Annotated in this window: 2 protein-coding genes; both read left to right on the top strand. The window is 43.8% G+C overall.

Going from position 1 to position 1,073, the window contains the following annotated elements:
* Positions 1-221: 221 nt before the first annotated feature.
* Positions 222-461, top strand: a complete 240-nt coding sequence (locus NC99_RS22040) for a hypothetical protein (RefSeq protein ID WP_053180125.1) — start codon at positions 222-224, stop codon at positions 459-461.
* Positions 430-852, top strand: a complete 423-nt coding sequence (locus NC99_RS04040) for a putative toxin-antitoxin system toxin component, PIN family (protein ID WP_053180123.1) — start codon at positions 430-432, stop codon at positions 850-852. Before NC99_RS22040 ends, NC99_RS04040 begins: the two co-directional genes overlap by 32 nt.
* The last annotated feature ends 221 nt before the right edge of the window (positions 853-1,073 follow it).

Genomic DNA, 1,073 nt, shown 5'->3' with positions numbered 1-1,073 from the left:
CAAAACTTGTCCCGGTATCGGGAGGAGCACGAACGTACGAATAACCGACAACCTGTCCCAATACAATCGGGAACCGACAATTTATCCTGTGAAATTCACGTAGTTCACCCTGTAAAATACCAACAAAAAGATTTAACAGGGCGAAGATTTCATAGGCCCGACAACTGCCAATTGGACGTGTCAGATCGAATTCATACCTTTAGTCACAAATTTAAACAAGCATGGAAGCGCTTAAAATCAAAATATTAAATCCAAAAGCCAAAAAGATCATTCAAGGCTTGGTTGACTTGAAGCTGATTCAGATTACCGAAGAGCGTGATTCAGATCAAAAATTTCGCCTGTTACTAAAAAAATTGCGGAGCTATTCTGCCGAATCCCCCTCACTCGATGAAATCACGAAAATTGTTGAAGAAGCAAGGACCGAACGTTATGAAAGGAAATCAACCCAAGGTCATTCTTGACACCAATATTTGGATTAGTTTTCTCATTTCGAAAAAGCTCAGTTGGCTCGACAAGCTACTCTACCAACAAAAAATGCAGTTGCTTTTTAGCTTCGACCTGCTGTCCGAATTTTTAACCGTTATCCAGAAACCAAAGCTTAGAGATCTTTTCCCTGCAACCGATGTTGACCAGTTGATCCAGTTAATCGAACGATACAGTCAGTTAGTTGCGATACAATCGAACATACAGGCATGCCGGGACCCCAAAGACAACTTTCTGCTGAACCTCGCCATCGATGGAAAAGCCGATTACCTGGTTACCGGTGATTTGGATTTACTTGAAATGAAGACAATCGGAAAGACTGAAATAATCAGCCTTGCAAACTTCAAAACTGCCATCAACAACCATTGACCATCAATCCGAGTTTAAAGTTTAAAGTTTAAAGTTTCCAACCAATGACGGAAGAGCGTGGAACCGAGTTTCAAGATTTAAACACGAAGGCGCGAAGACACGAAGACCTTCCCCGGAGGGGAAAAATATTTATAGCCCCGGGTGTAGCGCAGCGAAACCCGGGGATCAGACGCACCCCCTCCTCCCCGGCCGCGAGTCCTAGCCCGCAAAAAGCACCACCG

The organism is Sunxiuqinia dokdonensis, from assembly GCF_001270965.1.
Classification (GTDB): Bacteria; Bacteroidota; Bacteroidia; order Bacteroidales; family Prolixibacteraceae; genus Sunxiuqinia; species Sunxiuqinia dokdonensis.
This window is presented reverse-complemented; position numbering and strand designations above follow the sequence as displayed.